The sequence below is a fragment of the Aeromonas sp. CU5 genome (assembly GCF_002586745.1).
Lineage (GTDB): Bacteria > Pseudomonadota > Gammaproteobacteria > Enterobacterales > Aeromonadaceae > Aeromonas > Aeromonas sobria.
The window spans coordinates 753826-772912 of the sequence record NZ_CP023817.1 but is presented as its reverse complement, the minus strand read 5'-3'; the positions used below and the strand labels follow the sequence as shown (position 1 = coordinate 772912).

Below are 19087 nucleotides of genomic sequence, written 5' to 3'. Positions count from 1 at the left end.
TACTTATGCTTTTCAGCGGATAAAGCTTAAAAAACGGGATGACTATGAACAACAGGACAGGATGTAAAACATCGTATTCATTGACATAACTATCGCCCTTTCAAGCTGGAGTGAATTATACGCAGCTTTGTCGATTACGCAAACAAATTTGTGCCCTGCCAATGGCAGGGCACAACTGTCTATAACGTGGCGGCTTCCAGTGCATTCACCAACACCTTGAGAAAACGAGCCGCCTCACCGCCAGTACACGCCCTGTGGTCAAATGTCATCGACAGTGGCAAGGTTCTGACTGGGCGCGCTTCACCATGAATGAACACCACTTTTTCAAACAACTTGCCCGCCCCTATGATGGCCACTTGCGGCGGCGTGACGATGGGGCTGGCGTAGCGGCCTGCGATGGCGCCGAAGTTGGTGAGCGTAATGGTCGCCCCCTGCAACATCTCGCGGGGCACTGCACGCGCCTTCACATCGGCGATCATCCGATCCAGCCCCTGCCGGATATCAGCCCCCTCCCGCTCGGCCACATTCTCCATCACCGGCACATAGAGACCATGTTTGGAATCCACCGCAATGGCCACATTGACCTCTTTGAACAGCCGCCTTGACAGGGTTTCCCCATCAAACCAGGCGTTCATCGAGGGTTCGGCGCGGCACGCCACGCCAATGGCCTTGATAAGGCGCACCGTCACATCTTCATCGGGGCGCCAATGACGCAAATCCACCTCGTCGGTGATGCTGACCGGCACCACCGTCTGATGAGAGAGCTCCATCGCCTTGGCCATGGCCCGCCGTGACCCTTTCAGGAACTCGTTGCCACTGCTCTGCTGGGCCTCGAATGCCTGCTGCACATCCAGTTCGGTCACCATGCCGCCGCTGCCACTCCCCTTGAGCCGGTCGATATCCAGACCCAGTTTTTGTGCCAGCAGCCGCACGGCTGGCATGGCTTGCACCAGCGCGCCACCCGGGGCAATGGCCCCCACCACGAAGTGATCCTCAATATGTTGCTGATGAGCGCTGACCTTGCCCACCACGGTGCCATCATCCTCGCCGCCCTCAAACTCCACCAGCGGCGCACCGATATGGAGGATATCCCCCTCGGCGCCACAGAGACGGGCGATCACCCCGGTCACCGGAGAGGGCACATCCACCAGCGCCTTGGCGGTTTCCACCGACAACAGCACCTGATCGACCGCAACGGTATCACCGGCACTCACCTTCCACTCGACGATCTCGGCTTCAGCCAACCCTTCACCCAGATCCGGTAATTTGAAAAATTTCATAGCCACTGGTTCTCCATCAGCTGATGAGCGGCATCGGCGATATCCTGCTCGGTGATGAGGTAATACGCTTCGTTGCGATAGTAAGGGACGGCGGCATCCACGCCGGTCAGCCGTTTGGGTGGCGCCTTGAGGCAGGGAAGTGCCTGCTCGGTCACCCGCGCCACAATTTCGGCCCCGACACCGAAGCTACCGCACGCCTCGTGCACCACCAGCAGCCGGCCGGTCTTGCGCACCGAGGTGAGCATGGTCTCTATATCCAACGGCTTGATGGTAGCCAGATCCAGCACTTCACACTGGATATCCTGCTCGGCCAGCAGGTTCGCTGCCCGCATCACCTCCTGAATGCAGGCTCCCCAGGCCACTACCGTAATATCGCGGCCCGGGCGCAGGGTGAAACAGACATCCAGCGGCAGGCCGACACCGTCATCGACTACCTCTGATTTCATCGAGCGATAGATGCGATCGGGTTCGAAAAACATCACCGGATCCGGGTCGCGGATTGCCGAGAGCAGCAAACCATAAGCACGTCTCGGGCTGGAGGGGATCACCACCCGCAGCCCGGGAATATGGGCAAACAGCGCCTCGACGCTCTCGCTGTGATGTTCAGGCGAATGAATGCCCGCGCCATACGGGGAGCGATAGACGAGGGGACAGGAGAGGCGGCCACGGGTGCGGTTTCGCATCCGCGCCGCCTGACAGATGATCTGCTCCATCCCGGGGAAGATGAAGCCCTGAAACTGGAACTCAGCCACCGGCTTGAGCCCCTGGGTGGCCATGCCGACCGCCACCCCGGCGATCAGCCCCTCGGCCAGCGGCGTGTCGATCACCCGCTTGAAACCGAACTTGTCGCGCAGGCCCACGGTGGCGCGAAACACCCCGCCGTTGACCCCCACATCCTCGCCCAGTACCACCACATCCGGGTCGTGTTCCATCTCGTAGTGAAGGGCCATGTTGACCGCTTCCAGCAAACTGATCTCACTCATGGCCAACCTCCTGCTTCATCCCCTTGGCAATCACTCGCTCGCGCTGGGGCAAGAGTTCGGCGGGCAGGCTGGCGTAGTGATAATCGAGCATCGCCTCCGGCGGCTGGGGCGCCATCGCCTCATAGCGGGCGACCGCCTGCTCTACCTCCCGGGTGGCTTCCGCCAGCAGGCTCTGCTCCTGCTCTTCATCCCACCAGCCTTTGCTATGCATAAACTGGCGCAGCCGCTTGACCGGCTCTTTCGCCCAAGCGGCCTCGACCTCGGCCCCATCTCGATAGCGAGTGGCATCGTCGGCCGTGGTGTGATCGCCGAGACGATAACTGACCGCTTCTATCAGGGTCGGCCCCTTGCCGCTGCGGGCCCGTTCGACGGCACTGCGGGCAGCATCGTAGACCGCGACCACATCGTTGCCATCCACTTGCAGGCTGCGCACCCCGGCGCCAATCCCCTTCTGGGCCAGCGTAGGAGCGCTCGATTGCAGCTTGCGTGGCACCGAGATGGCCCACTGGTTGTTGTTGACGATGATGACCATCGGCAGGTGCCAGACACCGGCGCAGTTGAGCCCCTCCAGAAAATCCCCCTTGGAGGTGCCGCCATCGCCGATAGTGACTACGGCGACACGCGGTTGATTACGCAGTTTGAAGGCAGACGCAATGCCGCAGGCGTGAGTGATCTGGGTGGCGATGGGGACGCAGATGGGGAGATCTTCAGAGGGAGTCCCATCGGGTTTGAGAGAATAACTCCCCCGCTCGTCACCGCCCCAATATTGCAGGTTCTTCTCCATCGGTACGCCCCGCACATAGAGGGTGGGCATGTCCCGATAGTAGGGAACGTAGACATCCTGCGGCTGCATGGCGAGACCAATGCCAATCCCCACGGCTTCTGCGCCGAGATGGGAGGGAAAAGTACCGAGTTTGCCGGTTCGTTGCAGCGCAATCGCTTTTTTGTCATAGCTGCGCACCATCACCATATTGCGGTAGAAGGTGTGCAGTATCGCCTTGTCCAGCCAGGTCGGTAAGGTGGCGACCGGGCACCCTTCCGCATCGAGATAACGAAGGAAAGGGATGTCGACATGGGTCATAACTGGCTCCTTGCCGTTGTGAGCGTCACCGATGCTGGCGACACCTAGATGTAAATACCTTGTTAAATAAAAAGCAAAGGAATTTACTCAGGTAAGACCAGTAGAAACTTCTCTAAAGTAACGAAGGAGCTGAATTTTCGGCGAGTTTAGAGATTTAACGCCGTAAAATGTTCACATTTGATTGGAGAAATTCAGTGTGGAATGTCCGTATAACAAGGATCTGCGCCCCCTTTACTGCCCGAGCAAATTGCAGATTTATAAGCGCTGGCAGAAACAAGCGTGGCCCCACCGGGGCCACGTTGTTGTTCGCAGTTAGACGCTCGTCAGGCGACTGACTCACGCTCGACCAGTTGTGCTTCGAACTTGAGCGTCAAGCCATCGACCGGCTTGTGGGCGAGCAGGCGCAGCGCCAGCTCTGCGGCGCAACTGCCCATCTCCTCGATGGGGTAGCGCACCGTGGTGAGCTTGGGATAGATGTAACGGGCATAGGGAATATCGTCAAACCCGACCACAGAAATCTGCTGCGGGATCTTGTAACCGCGCTCCAGCAGGCAAGAGATAGCGCCGGCCACCATGCCATCGTTAAACCCGAGCACAGCGGTGAACTCAACCCCGCGGGCCAGCACTTCACTCATCGCCACATAGCCACCGTTCTCATCGGCAAAAGCACGACTGATCAGGGTTGGGTCAACAGCGATGCCTGCGTTGGCCAAGGTCTGGGTATAACCGGCCATCCGCTGCTGACCATCGACAAACGCCTCGTCATCAGAAGTAATAAAGGCGATCTTGCGATGCCCGGCATCCAGCAAGTGCTGACAGGCGGTGGTGATACCGGCCTGGTTATCGAGCCAGACACAGCGCTCTTCAAAACCGGGGACCTGGCGGTTGATAAAGACGATGGGGGTTGAACCTGCGGCCAACTCGCGCAGCTCCTCGTCCGGAAGCGCCTTGCTATGCAGGATCAAGGCATCACACTGACGTTGTAACAGTGCCTGAATGGCATGACGCTCACGGGCGATATCGTGGTTACCGGACATCACTATGGTGAACTTGTTGGCCTTGTCGACCATGGTTTCAATACCACGCATCATCTGGGCAAAGAAAGGGCCGCCACAGAGATCGCCAACCAGCACGCCAATGCAGTTAGAGCGCTTGCTCACCAGCGCCTGGGCAAAACTGTTGGGCCGAAAATTCAGTTCCTTCATGGCCGCCAATACGGCCTCACGCTTGTCTGGTGCTACCTGCGCCGTGCTGTTAATCACACGCGACACGGTGGAGATAGACACATTTGCCAGCTGAGAAACGTCTTTAATCGTTGCCACTATCCATTCCTTTATTGTGGGGGAACCTGTCGGTACCGACGCCCGAGTATACCCTGAGCCCTGGCACAATTACCTGCGCCAGGTCACTAGAGATGTTTCACTTGGTAACGCAATATTACCCCGAGGTCCCAGACATCAGCCTGATGAAAACAACAGGGGCCATTGAGGACTACCCGGCTCAATAGGCGTGATTGAGCTCCCGCTCAGACATAAAGCGCAGCGGTTGCTGCAACTTGTGCTGATAGATGAGATCGAACGACAACACGTTCTGAACGTAGTTACGGGTCTCCTTGTAGGGGATACTCTCGACCCACACATCCATCGGCTTGTTGTCACTCTGGTCACGCCAGCGTTTTACTCTGCCCGGCCCGGCATTGTAGGCGGCGGCAGCGAGGATCCGGTTGCCATCGTAGACATCCAGCAACCGCTTGAGATAGGCGCTGCCAAGACGCACATTGAGCTCGGGATCAAACAGTTGCTGCTCATTGCGGTAAGGTACCCCCAGCTTACCTGCGGTCTCCTTTGCCGTTGCGGGCATCAGCTGCATCAGACCACGGGCCCCCACCGGCGATTGTGCCAGGGGATAAAGCGCACTCTCCTGACGGGAAATGGCGTATAACAAGCTCATATTCACCGATCGCTCCCGCGCTATCTGGCTGAAGGTCTGTCGGTAGGGTTTGGGAAAGCGCAGCTCGAGGGCATCCCACGCCTCGGCACGAATGCTGGAGAGAATCGCCAGTTCATGCCAACCCTGATTGAGGGCGATATGGCCAAATTCGATGCGCTGGGCCACCGGATTGCGATCCATATTGTGGATCCACTCCGAGCGTGCCGCCGTAATCTCGTTCATCGACAACAGCTCGCGTACCCGCAGCAAAAAGGGCCAACGCTGGCTGGCGCTGCGCCAATCAGGCACTTGCTTGGCGCTCTGGTTTTTCATGCGATAGGGTATACCGGTACGCTGCGCCGCCATAAAACCATAGAAACCACGCAGGTTGGCAGTTTCGAGATAAAGATCATGGGCCGGTTTTTTCTGCCCTTGCTCCTCCAGCGAGCGAGCAGCCCAATAACGCCAGCGATCCTCTTTCTGGCGGGCCATCGGCATCAATTTCACCCAACCGGACAGGCTACGCCAGTCTTGCTCCCAGATAGCCAACCGGGCACGCAACTCGGTGATATCGGGATCCGCCAGCTTTTTCACCGTACTGTCGACCCAGCTGCGCTGGACAATGGCGCGATCCAGCAGCAGACGACGAGCAATGGCACGCTCGATGGGCTTCTGCTCACTCTGGCTCAAGCCAAACTGGCTACGATACAAGGCCAATTGCCGCAACACCGATTCCGGCTGCTGATTGGCATAACGGGCCAAGCCCAGTGACAGCAACTTTTTAGAGTAAGGGTTGGTGCTGAAGTAAGCAGGGTTCATCACCTTGGCGGGCTGTGCAAAGAGGGTCACCATCTGATCGCCATAGGGCTGCAATCCGCTCCCCAAGGTCGCGCCAAGGTGACTGATCAAATTAGGATTTTCTGCCTCGAACGCCAGCGTCATCCGTTGCCAGATCTTCTCCTGAGTACGCAGCCCTGCCCCTTGCCATAGCTGGAACAACGGGGAACAGGCATCGGGACGTGACTGACCACTCATCCACAACTCACCCGCCCCCCGTAATGCCTCTTGTTTCTTGCCGGTGTAATAACCGGCTTGATAGTGCATGCAGAGCAGGTCAGTGGAGCTCGGTTTGGCCGGATAGAAGCGCAAGAACTGCGACCACTGCTGGCTCTGGGCCAGATAGGTCAAATAGCTGCGCTCCAGCCGGTTCGATTGCGGTGTATCGCCGTGCTGACGAATAAAGCGGGTCACGTCGCTGTAATCGGCAGCCCCCGGGCGAAAGGCAAGCTGATAGTAATCGAGATAGGGTAACAGGGGATAATGGGTCAAACGGGCACGAATTTGCTGAAAGCGGACCTGATCATTGGCCCGTACAGCCTCATGGGCCTGACGGTACAGCGTCTGGTCTGCAGTTTGTGCCATAAGATTCGGCACAAACAGTGCCGCTAACATAATTCCCCATACAGCTTTCACTGAGCATCTCCATTGAGGGCAATACACCGCCTATCGGCGGTGGTTCTACTGCCTCTCATTCTACCCGTTGCCGGGCGGCGCTACAGCGGGGAGAAGGGACTATTTTTCTGCATCGCTCAGCTGTATTTCGCGCAATTGCTCCGGTCTGGTCAGCCGCTGTACATATTTCTCCAGATAGGGCACCGGCAACGGCTTGGAGGCGAGATAGCCCTGATAGAAATGACACCCTTGTGCCTTGAGAAACTCCAGCTGCTGGCGCGACTCGACCCCTTCCGCCGTGACGTTGAAGCCCATATGGCGGGCCATGGCGATCACAGCCTCGACAATTGCCATGTTGTCGCCATCTTTCGGGATGTCCTGAATAAAGGAGCGATCGATCTTGAGCTCGTCGGCGGGCAACCGCTTGAGGTAGCTCAGGGAGGAGTAACCGGCGCCAAAATCGTCGATGGCAAAGCTGATGCCTAACCCCTTGAGCTCAGTCATTTTGCTAATCGTATCTTCGGCGTGGCCGAGCACCACAGATTCGGTGATCTCCAGATTGAGGCACGCGGGATCCATGCCGGTTTGCGCCAGCACATCGTGGATCCGCTCGACAAAATCGGTGGCGTGGAACTGCTTGGCACTGACATTGACCGAGATCTGCGGAATGTGGATGCCGTTTTCTTCCCACAGCACGTATTGGGCACACGCCTCGTGCAGCACCCAGTTACCGATGTCGACGATCAGATCCGTCTCCTCGGCAATGGGGATAAACTCGGCTGGCGAGACCAGCGCGCGTCCGGCTGGCTGCCAGCGGATCAACGCCTCGACGCCAATGATGTCGCCCCCCTCAACCATATGCTGCGGTTGATAGTAAAGCGTCAGCTCCTGCTGACTGAGGGCATTGCGCAGCTCGTTGTGAATAAGCAAGCGACGATCCGCCTGCTGCTGCATCGACGCATCGAAGAAACGGCGGGTCTTGCGGCCAGCAGATTTGGCCTGATACATGGCGGTATCCGCCTGCTTGAGCAGATCATCAACCCCCTGCTCCCGATCAGGAAACAGGGTAATGCCAACGCTGGCGCCAATATGCAGTACCTGCCCCACGTAGGTATAGGGGGCCGCAATTTCACTGATCAGCCGCTCGGCAATGATATCGGCCTGCATCTCGGCTTGCGGTGGGCTGGCCGACAGGGACGGTAGCAGCAGCACAAACTCGTCTCCGCCGAGGCGCGCCAGACAATCCCCTTGTCGCACCAGTCGTTTGAGGCGAGTGGCCACCTCTTTGAGCAGCCAGTCGCCAGTGGCGTGACCGAGGGAGTCGTTGATGGTCTTGAAGTGATCCAGATCGATAAAAAGCAGCGCCCCGACCAGGCCATTGCGAGTCGCCTCATTGAAGGTCTGCAACAGAGTTTCGTGCAGCTGGCGGCGATTGGGCAGGCCGGTCAGCTCATCGTAATAGGCAAGATCCTGGATCCGTTTCTCGGCCGCCTTGCGCTCGGAAATATCCTCAAAACAGATGACAAAGTGGCTGATCACCCCTTTTTCATCCTGCACCGGGGTCACTATCTCCCACTGGGGATAGGTGTGGCCATCGACGTGGCGACGCTGGGTCTCCCCCTGCCAGCGGTTGAGTGTGTTGAGCTCGTAACCCAGCCCCCCGAGATTGGGCCAGAGATCCTCTTCCAGCTGCAGGCCCAGCACCGCCTGGCTGTCAAAGCCGGTGATCTGGCTAAAAGCATTGTTGACCCGCAGGATCTTGAACCCGGGATCGGTGATGATGATCCCTTCGTGAGTTTCAAAAGCCACGGCAGAAAGTCGCATTTGGGCATCAGATTGCAACCGTTCCAGCTCGGCCACCATCCGTACCGAGAAGGTATTGAGCACCGAGGTGAGGTTGCTGGTATCTGCCGGCGCCGAATAGAGCAGCGCCAGATGACCGAGCAACTGGCCTCTGGCATCAAACAGCGGCTGACCATAATAAGTCTGCCCAGCCGCCAGCCAGGGCTGATAGTCGTGCGACTCGTCGATCACCTCGAAACAGATGGCCCCTTGTTTGTAGAGCTCCTGACAGGGGGAGCCCGCCAAGGGGTACTCCTTGAGCGCCAGTCCGTCGGCGGCCAGCACTCTGACCCGGTCGGCACCGCACAGCTCCCCCACCCAGACCGCATCCACCTTGAGGATATGGGCCAGTTGACTCACCAAGGTGCTGAAAAAATCGAGCCCGGTGCGGGCAGAGAGCGCCTGGGCAAGCTGGGTCAGCAGAGTGGTTTGCAGTAACGGCAGGGAGATATTGAGCGAACTCGCCACGTTGTTGACTGAATCGAGGGGTGCCAACCAACCACAACACACCTGCTGATGGGGCACAAACTGGGCGCTCCAGAGCACATGATTGATAACACCCTTGCCATCGTTCAGATGGCCGATAAATTGTTCCGGCAGATGTGACTCATGGAGCCGGGCGAGAAAGTCGGCAAAGCCAGCTTCATCTTCCGGTTGCAGGCGATCGGACCAGGGATGCTTCCCTTCCCCTTGCCACTGTTGGTAGGAACCCTGATCAGAAAGACTCCACTGATCCTGTTCCCGATTGAAAAACCACATGACCTGCGTGGCTTGCTGCTTCATTTACCACTCCAACCAGACAACCAACCACGTTTGATGTCCAGACAAGCGGGCACCGCAACTTCCCCAAAAGCCATCATCAGACCAACGGTGAGCGGGGAAGAGTACAAACATGCGATATCAAGCAGTGGAAACCGGACATGAGGTCGACACGAAGTGCTGCCAAGAAGGGACAGAAACGATCCTATTCCCGTCATACTGCCTGCCAGTTTCATGCAGCTCAAGCTGTTTTTGGCACGAAACCGAGAAAGATCACAATTTATAAGTTACTGAATAGCAAAGGCAAAGCTTCGTGACGCAGATCACATTTTCATCTTTACCAATGAGTAATCTGAAGGTGAAGACACAAGCAAGACGACCCGAAGGGGGCCAATATGAAAATCGAAATCACCAGCAAAATCATCGACATTACCCCGGCTATCCGCGAGCGCATTGAATCACGTTTTGAAAAGCTCGAACGTCTTCAGGTACCTCTCATCACTCCCCATGTGATTGTTTCCAAAGAGCGCCTGATGTTCACTGTCGAAGCCAGTGCTGGCATCCCCAACGGCAAACTGTTTGCCCAGGCAGAGCATGAGGATCTCTACGCCGCCATCAATGAACTGGGACAAAAACTGGAGCGCCAGCTCAACCGTCATACCGCCAAACCGATTGCCCGTCGTGCCAACGCCGGACTGAAGGATCAGCCGCAAACGGATGAAGCTGACGCGTAACAAGAAGGTGGCACTCAAGAACAAAGGACAGCGTGCAAAAAGGCGGGATATCCCGCCTTTTTTGTTGCCTGTGATTGACCGGATCTGTGGCGCCCACTGCAACCATCAACCGAGCCAGTGCAGACGGGTATCTACCCCCTGTTGCAAGCGCTCAAGGATCGGTAGCATGACCAGCGGATCCTCTTGACGCGGCACCACCGCCAGAGCGCCTTGCAGCCGCTCCCGCGCCAGCGGCGACAAGTTGTCATAGACTGCCTCATCAAATAACGGCGGTTTCGTAATCAGGGCTGGTCTTTGCAGCGCTAGCCAGAGCCGCACATCGATCATGCTCCCCCCCTGCTGTAGCCGCTCATTGATGGCGCTGCAATCGCCCTCCTGACCATCAGCAACCAGCACAGCACTCGGCCTCAGCTCAAAGTGTGCGCGCCAGTCACGGTCATCGGCACTGGCTGTCGGCTTGGTATCGAACCAGGGTTGCTCCTCCACCGCGTCGGTCAGCAGGGCCAGATGCAGCCGAAAATCCGCCCGGTCGCCATGTTGCAGGTCACGGTTAAGCCGTTGCCCCAACTGCCCCTCATCGACGAGTAAGTGATCACGAATTGAACTGGGCAGCATGAGATAACTCTCAAAAATGACGATTTCATTGGTTATCGGCCATAAATCCAATTCTTTTAATAGAAAAATTTTGCTTGGGGGTTCCCAAAAGCGGAAGATCTGTTAGTATGCGCCTCGCACTTGTGGAGGGGTTCCCGAGTGGCCAAAGGGATCAGACTGTAAATCTGACGGCTCTGCCTTCGAAGGTTCGAATCCTTCTCCCTCCACCATTTCAAGTGCGACAATATGTAAGTAATACCCCGTGGAGGGGTTCCCGAGCGGCCAAAGGGATCAGACTGTAAATCTGACGGCTCTGCCTTCGAAGGTTCGAATCCTTCTCCCTCCACCATCATTTAGAAAACCCGGCCTAGTGCCGGGTTTTCGCATTTCTGGCACCCTCAATCCGCCATCCCTCTACACTGCCAACCTTTATCGCCGTTTGCCTGCTGCCGAGCGCGCAATAAAAAACGGGAGGCATGCGCCTCCCGTTTACTCTCATCTCACCCCTGTTACAGGGCAAAGCGTTACAGGGTAAAGCGATAGAAGATATCGACCGCCTGGGCTACCCCGCTCATCGCCTGCAGATAGAGCCGTGGCAATACCTCGTAGCGCAGTTTGAATTCGGCGATAGGGCTGAATACCCCGACCCCGTACTGGAACTGCAAGCCCGGCAGCAGATAAGCCGACAGGGTTACCTGGGTGTTGTCGCCACTGCCCGCCGTATCGAGGGAGACATCGCTCATCCCCAGCGACTCGCCAATGCTCGACACCACGCCGTTGGCCTGACTCACCGCACCGGCCACCAGCAGGCCGTTGAAACCGCCATCCTCACCGCCGGTCTGTAACCCTTTGCCGCGCAGCAGATAGGAGAGTTGTTCCGACTGCGCCATCTGCGGCTCGGAATAGACATTGATCTCCGGCTTGCTGGCAGGGCCGGTCACCCGCACCCCGACCGTTACCTGACCCTCGATGGTGGCTGGGTCACGGTTGGCTTCGATGTTGAGGAACGGCCGATCCAGCGGACCGGAGAAGAGGATCCGCCCCTCCTTGATGATGAGGTTCTGACCGTAGGCCTTGAAGCGACCGTTGGTCAGCACCAGCTGGCCATTGCCTGCCAGTGGCTTCTCAGGATCCTGCCGAAGATTGATCCCGCCAGAGACATCGGTCTTCAGCCCCATGGCATCGATCTTCACATCACTGCCCAACCGGATCGCCACCTTCATCGCCAGCGGTAAACTGGCCTGCTGGGGTGCAGGGGGCAGATCATCATAGACCACAGTCACATCGTCGGAGACCGCCACCGCCGAATCCGGCAGGCTCTTGACCAGAATGCGCGCCCAGGGAATATCCACCTGACCGGTAATGCGGGTCTCCTCTCCCAGCGACACTGCAATATCGGGCGAGACTCTGACCCGACCCATGCCCGGATATTGCGCTTCCAGATCCTTGCCCTGAATGGTGAGGCTGCCGCTGACCGGCATCTTGGCCCAGCTGAGCCAGCCGCCCAACGCCAGCGGTCCCTTGCCCACCAGCATGGAGCCATCAAGCTCAGCGCGGTTGCCCTCGATCTTGAGACGAGTCACCAGCTTGGTCAGGGTCACCATGTCGGAGTGGGTCTGCACTTCACCGTCACGCAGGTTGAGCTGACCAAACAGCAGGGGGGCCGCCAGCGTGCCGTCGAAACGGGCATCGGCGGAGATGATCCCTTGCAAGGAGCGCACCTCAGGGATCAGTGGCGCAAAGGTATTGAGCTTGAGATCGTCAAACTTGAGCTGACCGCCGAGAAGACCACGACCGGCAGGCTCCTTGATCAGCAGATCGGTATCGATATTGCCTATCTGCTTGGAGGCAAAATCGAGGCGAATAGCCGCCTGCTGCCGCTCGAAATCAAGAGCCAGAGCCAGCTGCTGATAATCAGTCTTGAGGCCATCGGCGACAAAGGTGCCCGGCGTGGTGCGCACCACCGCATGCAAGGTCGGCTGATTGCCACGCCAGCTGGCGCGGCCGTCGGCTGAGAGCATCGCCTGCCAACGGAAGTTGTCCGGCAACCAGGGGCGCAGCCGCTTGAGATCAAATTCGCTCAGGGCAAACTCCAGAGTGCCTTGCGCAGCGGAAACCTGACTCCCCTTGACGCAGAGGCTGGCCCCCTGGGAGCCGAGGCAGAGATCCCCCATCGCCAGCCGCTGACGCGGCAGATCGAGATCCAGCGCCCAGGGGGAGCTCAAGTCCCAACGCCGCAACGGGGTTTTCAGCTGTAACTCGGAGAGCGCCCCGCGCCAGTGATCCCCGCGCACACCGCCACCCAGTTTGAGGTTGGCCGCAACAGGGTCACCCTTCATGGTCAGGGTCAACAGATGCTGACTGATATCGCCGCTGAGGTTCAGGGCCAGTTGACTGAGCTTGGTCTCACCCTGTTTCAGCTGCGCCACCAACAGCGAGAGCTCACCGGCCGGTTTGGCACCGATCGCCGCATTGCCCTTGAGGCTGATCCCCTTCAGGTCGGTACCGGCATAGTAGAGCCGCTCGGAGGCGAGATCTGCATCGACTTTAGGTGTCTGCTGATTGCCACTGACCTTAACCTGCCCCTTGATATCCCCTTTCAGGCCGGGATAGATGCCCCCCAGCTGGGGAGCCTGCAGGTTGGCATCAAGCTGCCACTGGGCGCTGCTGATACTGCCCTTGGCCTGCAGTTGGTTGGGGCCACTTTGCAGCGAAAGCGCCGGGATCTGCCACTCCATCTTGTCGTTGCCGCTGAGCTCCCCTTTTAGAGCCAGCGGGTACTGATTGAGCTTGCCATCCACCTTGAGCTTGGGCAGTTTCAGCTCCCAGTGACCCGCCTCGTTCATCACGAAACGGCTCTCCAGCTCGCCGGCCAGCGTCCCTTTCAGCTCAGGCACCAGCTCGGCCGGATTGATCCCCTTGAACAGGGTGGTCCCCTGCCACTCGATCCCCTTGTTCCAGGCCAGCTTGCCATCGAGCTTCAACTCCCCCTTGAGAGCGTTGAGCTGCAAGGCGATCTTGCTGAGCCGTTCCAGATCCCCCTTGCCGTCCAGCGCAAGCTTGAAGGGGGGCACATCGGTCCCCTTGCCGGAGGTATTGAGGGCAAACTGGTAGCCGGAGAGCTTGCCCTTGGCGGTCAGGCTACCTTTATCCAACCGATAGCTTGCCTCTTCCTTGGCAGGCTTATGCAATGGCCAGCCGAGGCTCTTCCAGTCGAGGGCCAGATCGAAAGGCAGATCCGGATCAAGGGCGGCCAGAGAGCCCTTGAGATTGGCGGCGACCGGCCCCCTGCCCGACAACACCAACCCCAGCTTGCCGATCGAACCGCTCAGCGTCAGCTTGGCCTGCTGCCCTTGCAGCTCACCATCCAGCAGCCCCTTGCGGGCCTTGGCATCCAGCGTCACCGCCAGCGGGTAGTCGTCACTGAGCTGGATATGGCCCTTGAGCGCCAGATCGGCCATGGCGTGGCGCAGCGAGAGCTCGCGCACCTCGATGCGATCGTCAGCGGCGGTGGCAGAGAGCAGCAGCTTGTCGATCCCTTCAATCAGCTCGCCCTGCTTATATTGCACCCGATTCGCGCTGACCCCTTCCAGCTGGATGGGGAAAGGAAGGTGAATGGCGGGCAGGACAATGGGGGCTGCCTTTGCAGTTTTTGCAGTTGGCGCCCCTTTACCCTGTTTGGCAGTCTCGGCGCTGACCTTGTCGGTGCGAGCCACCGCAGCACCGGCTTGTTTCTCATTCGCGGCCTTCCCGCTAACAGTCTGCTCGTTAACTGGCTTGGCGTTCGCTGTGGCTGGCTGCTTGGCGGATTTGGCTGTGTTGGCGGGTGCCGCGTCGTCCAGCGTCACCTTCAGGTTATCGAGCACGGGGCCGCGTACAATCAGCCCCTTGCGGTTGAGGGTGGCGCCGATATCGAGGGACCCCAGCGTCACAGCCACACCGGGCACCGCCAGATCGAGATCGGCCACCTTGAGGCTGTCGACCTGAATTTTGAGCGGCAACGGGCGCCAGACAAAGGGTTCGGAGGGCTCTTCCGGTACCGGCTCGGAGTCAGCTACCTTGACCACCGGATGGGTCACCGTCAGGGATTTGATCCAGAGCTTGCCCTGCAGCAATTTGCCCAGATCCCAGTCGAGCACGGCGCGATCCACCGTCACATCCACCAGCTCATCCTGCCAACCGACCCCTTCCAGGGTCCAGCCATAGCCAAGCTGACCGGCCACCAGCTCCCCCTTGAGGGAGGGCAGCGCCCCCTTGGCCTGTTGCCACAACCACTTGTTGCCCTGATGGGTAAAGCCCAGCAAGCTGACGCCGATGAGCAGCAGGAACACCAGCCCCATCAGCCAGAGAAAAATGCGTTTTAGCCAGATCACAATGCAGACCCCCGCGCAAGATAGAGCCGCAGCGGCCAAAGAAAAAAGCGTTTAGACAACATCATAATTCAGGCCCCAATGCGAAATGCAGCCGCAAGGGCTTGTCCTCCTCCGATACCCCGACCGCCAGATCCAGCCTGACCTGACCGATGGGGGTGACCCAGCGCACACCGACCCCGGTACCAATTTTCCAGGGCTCGCTGTAGTCAATGGTCGAGGTACCCCCATCCACAAACATGGCCCCCAACCACTTCTCGCTGAAACGATAGTTATATTCCAGACTGGCCACGCTGGTGTAGCGACCACCGGTCAGCTTGCCATCCGGCCCGGTGGGGGAGATGGTCTCGTAATCAAAGCCGCGCACCGTCTGATCGCCACCGGTAAAGAAACGCAATGACGGCGGCACCAGCGAGAAGCTGTCACCTATGATGGCTCCCTGCTCGGCCCGCATCAGGAATCTGTGATTATCGCCGAGGGTGCGCAGCCACTTGCTGCGCCCCCACACCCGCATAAAGCTGATGTCGGAGCCCCATCTCGGGTCGGAAAACTCCAGCGTCACCTGCTGGCGATCCCCCCAATCGGGCACCAACCCGCCGCGCACCCGCAGCCGGGACCAGGAGATCCCCGGGATCAACAGCAAGCTGTTCCCCTCATCGGCGCCCTGGGTATAGATTTCGTTCTCCAGCCGGATAAACACATCCCGATCCCAGCTCTCCGGTCGCCGCGTCCAGCGGTGGACACCGACGGTGGTGAGATCGGAGCGGGTATCGTTGTTGTCTTTGTACTGATAACCGGCCTGCACCGAGTAATAGTCCCGCAGCGGATTACCTACCGGGATCTGGTAATCGAAACTGAGTTCGGACTCCGGTGCCGAAACCTTGGCAGTGGCAAACAGACGGTGGCCATAACGGTTGACCCAGGGCTTTTCCCAGGTAGCGCTCATTCGCGGCCCCACATCAGTGGCGTAACCCACACCCGCTTCAATCTCGTGATCGACCCGGTTGTCCAGGGTCACTGCGATGGGCACCCGGTAGTTGCTCGCGTCACTGAGCACCGGTTTGATATCGACCTGACGGAATAGCTTGGTGGAAGAGACATCCTGCGACATCTCGGCCAAGCGGATGGCGAGATAGGGATCACCGCTCTGAATATAGATGAGTGGCCGGATCAGGTGCAGCGCTTCCGGGGTGGCGTCATAGCGGATCTCACCGAAACGGTAGCGATGGCCCGACTCGAACAGAATGAAGATCTCCGCTGTGCCCTTGTCCGGAAACACCTTGACCTGACTCTTGCTTAACTTGCCATCAAAGTAACCCCGGGCCAGCCCGAGGCTACCCAGATCAGCCTTGATCGATTCATATTTGGCGTGATTGAGAGGATCGCCCTCCTTGAGGGGCAACTTGTCCAGCAGTTCGCTATATCGCTCATCACTACCGGCATCCCCTTCGAGCAACACATCCAGTCGGGAGACGATAACTGGCTCCCCTTTATCCACCTCAATCACCACTTTGGACGGGGTCTTCTTGTCGCGGCTCAGGGTGATTTTCGGCTGGTAGTAGCCATACACCTGCAGCGCTTTTTGCACACTCTCGGTGATCTTGGCGCGGGCCGGGCGGTATTGCCGCTCCTGATAGACGGGCAAGGCGTTGAGGTAGGCTTCGACGTTATCCTTGTTGTCCCCTTTCAACCCCTTGATCTGATAGGTGAGCTTGGCGGCCAACACCGGCGCAGCCACCAGCGACAACAATAAACCAAACCCCAGCACCCGCAGACCACGGCGTAACGCAGGGCCGAACAGTGAACGCCCTGCCAGCAGGGATGAGAAGCATCCTGTCAAAGGTCAATATTCCTGAATCTGTGGTGAAGAAAACCAACGCCCTTTCGAGTTCCACCCGAAAGCGGCACAACAGGCCATGCAACATAGCCGTGGCCCAACAATCCGTGCCAATAATCCGCGCCAACAATGCACGCCAACAACATGGCGGACCTTATCCTAACATAGGCATCGGCCAGCAACAGCGCGCCACCATTGGCAAATTCACCATATCTTTTAGGAGGTTGGCTACAAATCACACATTTTGGTAACCATGGTGTGGCCCAGTCCTCTGCCACAGGCCACCCTGACTGCCTTAAGGGGAGCAGTCCGCAGTGTCAGCCCTGCACGCGCCTTGCGGCCCAAGACTTCGCAGCAACCTCTCGCCCCACGACAAGGCTTGACGGCATCGATGCCGTGGTGATCTCGAACGTATCCCACTTGCCGGCCCACTGCCGCTTGACGATTCAAAATATGGATTAAGAATTGCTCGTTCAGCGCAATCGAATTATCCCGCTGCCTTTGCAAGCGCCCCTCCCTCACACTTGAACCATCAACTGAAGGAGACACATCATGCATGCACGTAGCGAACAGATGGCTGACTATATTGCCGATCGTCTCGAGTTCATCACCTTTCTCGCCTGTTGCAGCGCCCTGCTGGCCCTGCTGACCGGCATGAGTGGCCAACAGGCGCTGGCCTTTACCGCCCTGAACCTGCCGTTTGGCCTCGGTATTCTGCTGGCGATGGCAATGCTGGCCCCCCTGCCCGCCCACTGGCGACTGCCGGGGATCACCTTGCTGCTGGCAGGTTGCGCCCTGATGACCCTGCAACTGGGGGGTGAGTGGCTCAATCCGCTGGCCATCTGGAGCCTCTATGCCCTGCTCGGGCTGGAGATCATCTGGCAAGCTCGCCCCCGCGCCGTGCTGGCCACCCGTGCTCGCCAATAATAGGGCCGACGAGCGCCGATAAATGGCGGGCTGTGATGGCTGACGCCGGTGGCAAATTGGGGTACTCTTGCGCCCCGATTTGCCACTACCCCTGGCGTTAACAACCTTCGCCATCACCCCCAGGAGCGCCCCGATGAAAAAAGCCTGTGCCCAGCACATTCTGGTCAAGACCGAAAAGCAGTGTCTGGAGATCAAGGAGAAGATCGAGAAGGGAGCCGACTTTGGCCAGATGGCCAAGCGCTTCTCCACCTGCGCTTCTGCAAAACGCAGCGGCGATCTGGGGGAGTTCAATAAAGGGGATATGGTCAAGCCCTTTGACGATGCGGTATTCAAGGGCGAACTGCTCAAGGTGCTGGGGCCGGTGCGCACCAAGTTCGGCTTTCATCTGATCAAAGTGCTCTATCGCAATTAAATATCGCCATCAACGCGAGCCACGTCATCGCAACTGACCATTGTCTCGGTGAAGCTCCCATCTGGCGGGCTTCACCTCGCTCTGCAACCCCCTCGCAAACCTGGCTGAAATCACACCAAGCTCGCATCAATTTACTAACGTTATCAGGCCATTAAGTTTATCCTTCTCGGCATTGCCCACTCTCGACGATGGATCCTGTGCTATGCCCCGCTCTTGCTTGTGGCCTCTGCTGGCCTGGTTACTCCCGCTCGCTGGCGCCCTCGGCAGCCGCTTTCATCTCTGGCCCTGGTGGATGGGTTTTACGATCTGTCTCATCGGAGCCCTGGTCTCACTTATCTTGCTAGTGCGCCTGCCCTGGAGCCGCAACCGCTACGCCAGCAGTCTGGGCGCCTTGCCACTGCTGCTGCCGCTGCTCTTTGTGCTGCAGGCTCTACGCATGCCGCTGATCAACGATGTGAGCACTGATCCCTATAATCCCCCCCTGCTGCACTGGGCGGCCGAGCTGAGATCAGCGCAGGATCTGCCAATAAATAGCGCCCCGCTGAAAGCGTTTGAGACAAAACCCGGTCCTCTCTTTACCAAGGCCTCTCCTGTCGAAGTGGTGATTGAAGCCAACGAACTGATGCAGGAGCTGGGCTGGCAGGTGCGACCGAGCCCGGATGGTCTTGATGCGGTGGTCACCACCGGCTGGTTCGGCTTTCAGGATGATGTGGCGCTGCGGGTCTTTGCTGGCCCCAAAGAGACCCGCATTGATATGCGATCGGCCTCCCGTCAGGGGAAAAGCGATCTGGGCACCAACCGGGCACGGATCGAGGATTTCCTGACCCGCCTCAACGAGCGGCTGGGTCAGGCCTACAAACCCAATTTGAAACTGTAAGTGTGAAACG

General features: G+C 58.5%; 13 protein-coding genes and 2 tRNA genes. 6 read left to right on the top strand and 9 right to left on the bottom strand.

The window, feature by feature from the left end; genetic code table 11:
* Positions 1 to 179: 179 nt before the first annotated feature.
* The 6 genes from CK911_RS03555 to CK911_RS03530 form a co-directional block, all read right to left on the bottom strand.
* Positions 180 to 1280 carry a dihydrolipoamide acetyltransferase family protein gene (locus CK911_RS03555; RefSeq protein ID WP_098969010.1) on the bottom strand — a complete coding sequence of 367 codons (1101 nt, stop codon included), beginning with the start codon at positions 1278 to 1280 and terminating at the stop codon, positions 180 to 182.
* Complete coding sequence (locus tag CK911_RS03550) at positions 1277 to 2263, bottom strand: alpha-ketoacid dehydrogenase subunit beta (RefSeq protein WP_098969009.1); 987 nt, start codon at positions 2261 to 2263, stop codon at positions 1277 to 1279. The genes CK911_RS03555 and CK911_RS03550 overlap by 4 nt, the downstream gene beginning before the upstream one ends.
* Positions 2256 to 3344 carry a pyruvate dehydrogenase (acetyl-transferring) E1 component subunit alpha gene (pdhA, locus tag CK911_RS03545; protein ID WP_098969008.1) on the bottom strand — a complete coding sequence of 363 codons (1089 nt, stop codon included), beginning with the start codon at positions 3342 to 3344 and terminating at the stop codon, positions 2256 to 2258. The genes CK911_RS03550 and pdhA overlap by 8 nt, the downstream gene beginning before the upstream one ends.
* A 323-nt stretch (positions 3345 to 3667) precedes the next feature.
* Positions 3668 to 4666 carry a LacI family DNA-binding transcriptional regulator gene (locus CK911_RS03540; protein ID WP_098969007.1) on the bottom strand — a complete coding sequence of 333 codons (999 nt, stop codon included), beginning with the start codon at positions 4664 to 4666 and terminating at the stop codon, positions 3668 to 3670.
* 178 nt (positions 4667 to 4844) lie between these two features.
* Positions 4845 to 6746 (bottom strand): transglycosylase SLT domain-containing protein, encoded by a 1902-nt coding sequence (locus tag CK911_RS03535; protein WP_098969006.1) that lies wholly within the window; start codon positions 6744 to 6746, stop codon positions 4845 to 4847.
* A gap of 99 nt (positions 6747 to 6845) precedes the next feature.
* The gene (locus CK911_RS03530; protein ID WP_098969005.1) at positions 6846 to 9350 is read right to left on the bottom strand and encodes a bifunctional diguanylate cyclase/phosphodiesterase; all 2505 of its coding nucleotides are present in this window, start codon (positions 9348 to 9350) and stop codon (positions 6846 to 6848) included.
* A gap of 371 nt (positions 9351 to 9721) precedes the next feature.
* Between CK911_RS03530 and raiA the strand changes: the two genes are divergently transcribed.
* Entirely contained in the window at positions 9722 to 10060 is a 339-nt protein-coding gene (gene raiA, locus CK911_RS03525; RefSeq protein ID WP_042021257.1) for a ribosome-associated translation inhibitor RaiA, read from the top strand.
* Positions 10061 to 10165: 105 nt separating this feature from the next.
* On the opposite strand, the gene CK911_RS03520 is transcribed toward raiA, so the two are convergent.
* The gene (locus CK911_RS03520; RefSeq protein WP_098969004.1) at positions 10166 to 10675 is read right to left on the bottom strand and encodes a VC2046/SO_2500 family protein; all 510 of its coding nucleotides are present in this window, start codon (positions 10673 to 10675) and stop codon (positions 10166 to 10168) included.
* Between the two features lie 124 nt (positions 10676 to 10799).
* Here CK911_RS03520 and CK911_RS03515 point away from each other — a divergent pair.
* Positions 10800 to 10884, top strand: a tRNA-Tyr gene (locus tag CK911_RS03515).
* Positions 10885 to 10918: 34 nt separating this feature from the next.
* Positions 10919 to 11003: transfer RNA gene (locus CK911_RS03510), tRNA-Tyr, on the top strand.
* Between the two features lie 175 nt (positions 11004 to 11178).
* Here the strand turns inward: CK911_RS03510 and CK911_RS03505 are convergent.
* Both CK911_RS03505 and CK911_RS03500 read right to left on the bottom strand, forming a co-directional pair.
* Positions 11179 to 15027 (bottom strand): translocation/assembly module TamB domain-containing protein, encoded by a 3849-nt coding sequence (locus CK911_RS03505; protein WP_098969003.1) that lies wholly within the window; start codon positions 15025 to 15027, stop codon positions 11179 to 11181.
* Positions 15028 to 15088: 61 nt separating this feature from the next.
* Complete coding sequence (locus tag CK911_RS03500; protein WP_098969002.1) at positions 15089 to 16864, bottom strand: autotransporter assembly complex family protein; 1776 nt, start codon at positions 16862 to 16864, stop codon at positions 15089 to 15091.
* A gap of 549 nt (positions 16865 to 17413) precedes the next feature.
* Here CK911_RS03500 and CK911_RS03495 point away from each other — a divergent pair.
* From CK911_RS03495 to CK911_RS03485, 3 genes are all read left to right on the top strand, one after another.
* The gene (locus CK911_RS03495; protein WP_033136756.1) at positions 17414 to 17788 is read left to right on the top strand and encodes a hypothetical protein; all 375 of its coding nucleotides are present in this window, start codon (positions 17414 to 17416) and stop codon (positions 17786 to 17788) included.
* A 133-nt stretch (positions 17789 to 17921) separates the two neighbouring features.
* Positions 17922 to 18200 (top strand): peptidylprolyl isomerase, encoded by a 279-nt coding sequence (locus CK911_RS03490; protein WP_005334269.1) that lies wholly within the window; start codon positions 17922 to 17924, stop codon positions 18198 to 18200.
* 202 nt (positions 18201 to 18402) lie between these two features.
* The gene (locus CK911_RS03485; protein ID WP_098969001.1) at positions 18403 to 19077 is read left to right on the top strand and encodes a DUF1499 domain-containing protein; all 675 of its coding nucleotides are present in this window, start codon (positions 18403 to 18405) and stop codon (positions 19075 to 19077) included.
* Positions 19078 to 19087: the final 10 nt, after the last annotated feature.